This window comes from Pontibacterium sp. (assembly GCF_964228735.1).
GTDB lineage: Bacteria > Pseudomonadota > Gammaproteobacteria > Pseudomonadales > Balneatricaceae > Pontibacterium.
The window spans coordinates 1-6,468 of the sequence record NZ_CAXRBQ010000006.1; the positions used below are offsets into that span (position 1 = coordinate 1).

Annotated in this window: 7 protein-coding genes and 1 pseudogene; 5 read left to right on the forward strand and 3 right to left on the reverse strand. The window is 51.8% G+C overall.

All coding sequences use genetic code 11. The features are described 5' to 3' along the window. Both ACEQ15_RS00420 and ACEQ15_RS00425 read right to left on the reverse strand, forming a co-directional pair. Window positions 1-290: lyase family protein (locus ACEQ15_RS00420; protein WP_370276966.1), on the reverse strand; the 290-nt coding region annotated here is incomplete at its 3' end. Between the two features lie 523 nt (window positions 291-813). Beyond that, window positions 814-1,863 (reverse strand): GlxA family transcriptional regulator, encoded by a 1,050-nt coding sequence (locus tag ACEQ15_RS00425; protein WP_370276967.1) that lies wholly within the window; start codon window positions 1,861-1,863, stop codon window positions 814-816. A 431-nt stretch (window positions 1,864-2,294) separates the two neighbouring features. On the opposite strand from ACEQ15_RS00425, the gene dctP reads away from it, so the two are divergent. From dctP to ACEQ15_RS00450, 5 genes are all read left to right on the forward strand, one after another. After that, entirely contained in the window at window positions 2,295-3,305 is a 1,011-nt protein-coding gene (dctP, locus tag ACEQ15_RS00430) for a TRAP transporter substrate-binding protein DctP (RefSeq protein WP_370276968.1), read from the forward strand. Between the two features lie 214 nt (window positions 3,306-3,519). Then, window positions 3,520-3,978 carry a TRAP transporter small permease gene (locus ACEQ15_RS00435; protein WP_370276969.1) on the forward strand — a complete coding sequence of 153 codons (459 nt, stop codon included), beginning with the start codon at window positions 3,520-3,522 and terminating at the stop codon, window positions 3,976-3,978. A gap of 15 nt (window positions 3,979-3,993) precedes the next feature. After that, on the forward strand, window positions 3,994-5,283 hold the full coding sequence (locus tag ACEQ15_RS00440) for a TRAP transporter large permease (protein ID WP_370276970.1): 1,290 nt from the start codon (window positions 3,994-3,996) through the stop codon (window positions 5,281-5,283). Between the two features lie 246 nt (window positions 5,284-5,529). Beyond that, on the forward strand, window positions 5,530-5,964 hold the full coding sequence (locus tag ACEQ15_RS00445) for a hypothetical protein (protein ID WP_370276971.1): 435 nt from the start codon (window positions 5,530-5,532) through the stop codon (window positions 5,962-5,964). 15 nt (window positions 5,965-5,979) lie between these two features. Then, window positions 5,980-6,204 (forward strand): M15 family metallopeptidase, encoded by a 225-nt coding sequence (locus tag ACEQ15_RS00450; RefSeq protein WP_370276972.1) that lies wholly within the window; start codon window positions 5,980-5,982, stop codon window positions 6,202-6,204. On the opposite strand, the pseudogene ACEQ15_RS00455 reads toward ACEQ15_RS00450, so the two are convergent. Then, window positions 6,201-6,468, reverse strand: a pseudogene (locus ACEQ15_RS00455) (hybrid sensor histidine kinase/response regulator); the annotation flags it as partial. The gene ACEQ15_RS00450 and the pseudogene ACEQ15_RS00455 sit on opposite strands and share 4 nt — an antisense overlap.

The following is a 6,468-nucleotide window of genomic DNA, read 5'->3' on the forward strand; positions in this document are numbered from 1 at the left end:
CCCTGGATCAGATCGACCACAAACTGGTCGTGCAGTGCACCGTCGATGATATCGGTGCACGCTGCCATGATGGCATCTGCTTTCTGGGTATCCAGAAGACCCAGTTCGGTATTGGTGCGAGCAGCAGCCCACTTCACCATCGCCAGGGCATTAACCAACTGGGGAAAGTGACTGATCGGAACACCGGTAATGGAGAAGTTCTCCTTAGCGCGCTGGGTTTGTACTCCGTACCAGGCATCGGCCGGAATTTTCATGTCACCCAACATGTCGTGTTCGATACGAGTGGTCATCTAATGCTGCTCCGCGAGAATTAAAAGGAGGGCTTGAGAAAACAAGCCCCCAAAGACAGGGGGGAGTTATTGCAAGTTAGTTAGAGCAGTGAACAAATAGCCGCAAAAGCAGTACTGCATTACCGCCTGCGTGATGAGAGCTGCCCTGAGAAAACTTGCCGTCCCGCTGTACCATTACGCGGTGGCTATTTCACCAGAACGTCATAACGGAAGTAATTTGACTAGCTGGTAACACTTGGTGCGCGGTAGTGCTGTAATAGCGCCAATTAGCGCTAGTGTTGGTTGGTGCTGGTTGTGTGGTGAACAAGTGGCATGTTCGAGCTCTTAAACGCTCGAAAGAGCAGGCGTGACGCCTGCTGGCGCCTTAAAAGACGCCCTACAGTGTCCGGAGGGTATCGGATAATTGTAGGGCTAGTCTCGTCGTCATCGAAGGTGATTAGCTTGCCGGCGCCCGTAGGGTGCCCATTGAATTGGAATAGGGCATCCAATAGCGACACCCAACACCAATCCCAGGAGAATGGATTTACTGCCCCTTATAACGCTCGCGGGCGTGACTTGGCGACAGGCCAAAGTAATCCTTAAAGCAGTTACTGAAATGGCTGGAGGTGACAAACCCACACGCCAGGGCGATGTTCAGCACGGGTTCATTGCTTTGCAACAGCAAGCGACGAGCATGAGTCAGGCGCAGCTCCAAGTAATACCGGCTCGGTGAAGTATCCAGATGGTTCTGAAACAGTCGCTCGATCTGACGTCTGGACACACCCACACAGCCACTCAGCTCTTCCATACTCATCGGCTCTTCAATGTTGGCGGCCATCAGTTCCATCATGTCACGCAGGTTTTGCGGCAGGCTTGGATCATCGCTGAGCGTACTCAGGGTTGTGTCACTGCTCTCGGAGATCTGGTCACAGCTAAGAATCTCACGGATGGCGCGCACCACCTCTTTGCCCTGGGTGTTTTCGATCATGCCCAGCATCATCTCCAATGCACTGGTGGGGCCTGCACTGGTCAGGCGGTGGTCGTCGGTGACGACAACCTGGTTGGATACCCGAACCAGTGGGAAGTGTTCCTGCATCAGCGCATGGTTGTCCGGGTGGATCGCACACTCGTGGTTGTCGAGAATACCGGCTTGGGCCAGTGCTATCGCGCCGTTCCAGATCCCACCCAGGGTAATGCCCTGACGTTGTGCTTCCTTCAACAACTGAATCAGGTGGGGCTGTTTCTCGGTAGAGCAGCGATACCCACCGCACACCACCAGAATGTCGGGCAGCTTTTTGTTCTCGTTCAGAATGTCGCGAATCGTATCTTGTGCAGCGATACCGATGCCCAGATCGCTGGTCACCGGAGACTGATCAACGGCGATGGTTTGATAGCTGAACAGGGGATTAGTTTTCACCAGATTGGCGGTAACCAGAGCGTCAACAGCTGCGGTAAATGCCATCATCGAGAAGTGCTCCTGCAACACAAACCCAACGCTGATGGTTTTGGTTGATTGCTCTTCGTTTACGAGGAACGGGCTGTTGGCATCACGTAGGGCTGAGCTGAAGTGGCGTGTGTCTTTTATACAGGTCATGGGCGAGACCCTCTTGTGAAGGAAGTGAGTTATTGTTTTTCGTGTTTATAGCAGCTTATTCCGGTGATTAATAATCCGGATTCTTGATCGGATTATGGCTTTGTAAAAAGGTGTAAAACAATGTAAATGGATATTAACTTAGAGCGGGTTTGCAGTTTATATGTTGTTTACATAGGTTGCGTTTGTATTGCGGGTAAAAGATTTGGTGGGTGCTTTGGGCTAGGTAAACCGCTTCAAATGTAATAGGTCGTTTACAAACGAAGATATGAAAATTTTTCACAGGAAATTTTGCTGTTTTGGGGTGGCTGTAAATTAAATTTTCTCGGGTGTATAAGTTTAAATGTCGTTAGGTCGCAGGCATTTATTTGGCTGTGACTTAACCCATAAAAATAAAATCAGTTATCTTCAGTACGGAAGATCCGGAGAAAATAATGAAAACTACGAAAACCCGTTTCTGCCTCAAATCTATTGTTGCTTCTTCCCTTATGATGGGCGCTTTGGCGACCACCTCCGCAGAGGCGGCGACCGTTCTGCGTATCGCCAGTCAGCATGCCCCTGACCAGTACGCTTCCGAAGTACTGCGCGATGTTAAAAAAGAGCTTGAAAGTGCGGGTGTTGACCTGAAAATCAAGCTGTACCCGGCGGGTCAGCTGGGATCTGGTGAGCAGCTGCTGGGCGAAGCGGTGCGTGGCAGCATCGACATCGTTCACTCCTTTGTATACAGCCACAAAGACCCGGTACTGGAGATCAACTCTCTGCCCTACCTGGTATCCAACTACGATGAGATGGGCAAAGTCTTCAGCCCAGGCTCAAACTTCTACAGCATCTTTGATCAGCGCATGGACAAGCTGGGTCTGAAACTGCTGGGTGTAACCGCTGAAGGTTTTATCGGTGTGATGGCATCTTCCGTGCCTGAAAACTACAAGAGCACCGGCGATAAAGGCCAGAACATCCGTGTATGGAGCGCGCAGTCTGCCAAGCTGGCAACCCAGGATATGGGTTACAAAACCACCACCATCGACTGGGGTGATGCGTTCCCGGCACTGCAGCAGGGCGTGGTTGACGGCATGATCGGTGCGACTCCGGAAGCAACTTACACCACCTTCAAAGAAGCGATCAAAAACTACGTACCGTACAACGCGTTCGTAGAGAACTACGCCTACTACGCAAGCAAGAAAACCTGGGAGAAGAAGCTGAACGCAGAGCAGCGTAAAGTGATCTCCGAGGTGTTCGCTAAAGCCTCTGCGCGTTTCGTAGAGTGGAGCCGTAAGAACGATGCGGCAAACTTGAAGAAGCTGGAAGAGTTTGGTGTAGAGATCCTGCCTATTTCCGATGCCGAGCGTAGCGCAATCGCTAAAGAGATCCGTGAAAAGACTTGGCCAAAACTGGAAGGGCGTCTGGGCAAAGAAGTACTTGATCAGATCGTTGCGGACCTGAACTAAGAGCTCAGAGCCATCTTGCTCTGCGGTCGGCCTGTCGCAGAGCTTTTTTATTCAAGACGAGCTTGCTTTTCCATAGCTAGGGTGGAGGGACAAGCTCGCTCTATAAAAAGAAGAGTGTTGCTGTATGCATTTAAATATACCGCGTCCGCTCCATCGTCTGGTCGATATTCTTTTGCGAACAAAAGAATATCTTCTGGCGGTAGCCAGTTTGATCATGGCGTTTGTGTTTTTCTTCGTTGTGATATTGCGCTACTGGTTTCAAGCCGATCTCTTTGCTTATGAAGAGTGGGTTTTGATGCTGGCTTTCTGGGTTTATTTTCTTGGTGGTGCGATGGGTAGCTACGAAAATACCCATGTCAAAGCGGATTTTCTGTTATCGGTGATCGATAACGTGCGCACTAAATGGATTGTTGTGAACTGCACCCTGGTACTCGAAATTCTGATTGGCGTCGTGCTGAGTTATTGGGGCTGGTTGATGCTGAATGAAGAGATTGTCGCGTATCCGGACTGGCAACGAACCACCGGTCTCGAACTGCCGTTCTTCATTCCGAAACTGGGTATTTTCCTCGGGTTCGTTCTGATGACTTTCTACACCGCTTTGCATCTGTTCAGCGGCCTGCGTGATGGCCCAAGCAAAGAGTGGGAATCAGACGAAGCACCGCCTCACATCTAAGTACGAGTATTCCCGATGTTGATTTTATTGACCTTACTTGTGATCTGCGTCGCGCTGGTGATCGGTATTCCTGTACCGTTCGCCTTCGGTCTGGCGCTGATCTATATGTACCTGACCGGTGACCATGACCCGGCGGGTTTCTTGACCTCCGGTCACTGGCGTATGAACGTGCTGGTACTGCTGGCAATTCCGCTGTTTATCATGGCGGGTACCATCATGGAGCGTGGTAAGATCGCGCAGCCGCTGGTGGAGCTGGCCGAGTTGTTTGTTGGCCGCTTTAAGGGCGGTATCGCTTACGCGGCTGTAGGTGCCAGTGCGGTATTCGGTTCTATCGCGGGTAGTGCAACAGCAACCCTGACCTGTATCGGCAGTATCATGATGCCGCAGCTCCGCCGCGCTAATTACCCGGAAGGGCTGTCCGCTGCGCTGATCACCAATGCTGCGCCGCTGGGTCTATTGATTCCGCCAAGTGCGATTCAGATTATCTACGCATGGGTGACCCGTCAGTCTGTACTGAAGTGTTTCCTCGCGACGATTGTGCCGGGTCTGATCCTGGTGACGCTGCTGTGCATCGTGAACTACATCATGTTGCGCAAGTACAACAACATTAAGGTCCTGCCAAAATCGGATAACTTCACCGGTGAAGTGGTGAAGAAGAGCCGCTTTGCACTGCCTGCATTGCTGATGCCATTTATGATTCTGGGGGGAATCTACGGCGGCATCATGACACCAACCGAAGCGGCGGGTATTGCTGTGGTGTACGCTATTCCGGTGGGTTTCTTTATCTACAAAGGCCTGAACAAGGACAACTTCAAAGAAGCGCTGGTACAGTCCGCAACCACCACCGGTGTGGTGATGGTGATGTTCTTCATGGTGATGATTGTCAGCCGTCTGCTGATCTTCGAAGACATCCCAACTCTGGCGAAAGACCTGATCTTCTCTGTATCCGACAACCCAATCGTCGTGCTGATCATGGTGAACGTGGTCATGATTCTGATCGGTATGCTGATGGACGATGTTAGTGGCGTACTGCTGGCATCTCCGCTGCTGTTCCCGATTGTGGTTGAACTGGGTGTTGATCCGATTCAGTTTGCAGCGATCGTCGGTGTAAACCTGGGTATGGGTAACATCACACCACCAACAGCACCGCTGTTGTATCTGGGTTCACGGGTAACGGGGGTACGCGTAAGCGCGATGCTGAAGCCAACTCTGATTATGATCCTGTTCGCCTGGATTCCGACCCTGATCATCACAACCTACGTACCGGAAGTGTCGCTGTTTCTGCCGGAGCTGTTCTTGGGTTAATTTAGCCGAGTCTAGTTCGGGAGGCAGATCATAGGCGGAGATTGGGTCATAATCGGTTCTCCGCCATCAAAACCCCGCGGTTTGGGCTCTGCGGGGTTTTTTATTGCCTTATCATCAGATAGCGTGAAACTACTTAATTGTAGGTTGGCCTTCACAACGTGAAGCCCAACAGTTAAGTCGCAGTTTTGAGTTGAGGTGTTGGGCATCGTTTCACGATGGCCAACCTACGTTTAGTAATGGAATCGCATGGATAGATTGACGCCATCATCGCCTCAGGTGCAGGCGATACCTGTGGAAGAGTGTGACGACCCGCTGGTGGATATCGCCCTGGCTTCTGATCTTAAATTTGGCCCACCGCCCGAATGCCCTGAAACCGCGCCGCATTATCGGTTTGTGCGGCAATCCATACTTAAGCGTTTACAACACGCCCAGTCGTTATTGCCCGATGGGATCTACCTGCGGTTGTACGAAGGTTATCGCAGCCTGCAGGTGCAGCAGCTGTTGTTCGATCAGGAGTGTGCACGGGTACAACAGCGCCAACCTGAGTTATCTGACGAGCAGGCATACGTAGAAACAACACGCCTGGTCTCTGCCGTTCAACGACCTGATGGTTCTCGTAATGTCCCGCCCCATGTAACCGGTGCGGCAGTGGATGTAGAGCTGGTGGATGTAAATGGGTAGGTGCTGGATTTCGGAATGGAGATTGCGGACTGGAGTCGGGTTGATCCTGCTCTATGCCTTACCGATGCGGATGGATTGTCTGCCAGTGCCCACTATCACCGGCAGTTGCTGCAAGACGTGATGGGGCGGGCAGGCTTCGTAAACTACGCCGAAGAGTGGTGGCATTTTTCCTATGGTGATCAGCTGTGGGCTTATGTCACCGGAAATCCAGTTGCGATCTATGGCGCGGTTGAGCGCTAACTCTTCCAGTCGCGCGCCAGCGTGATGGTTTCAGCCATTACCTGTTCCAGTTCTGTCAGCTGATCTGGATTTATCGCCGTACCGCTTTCGGCCATATCTTCCATGGGGCGCAGTGGGTTGGTGGAACGGGTAAAACCGATGGTGTCGCACGCACCCGCCTGGTTGTGGGCCTGCTGACTGATCTCATAATCATCGCCGGCGCTGATGCTCTGCTGCAGTGTTGGCCAAAGCTCATCGTGAACCTTGCAGTAGCCGATCATCAAC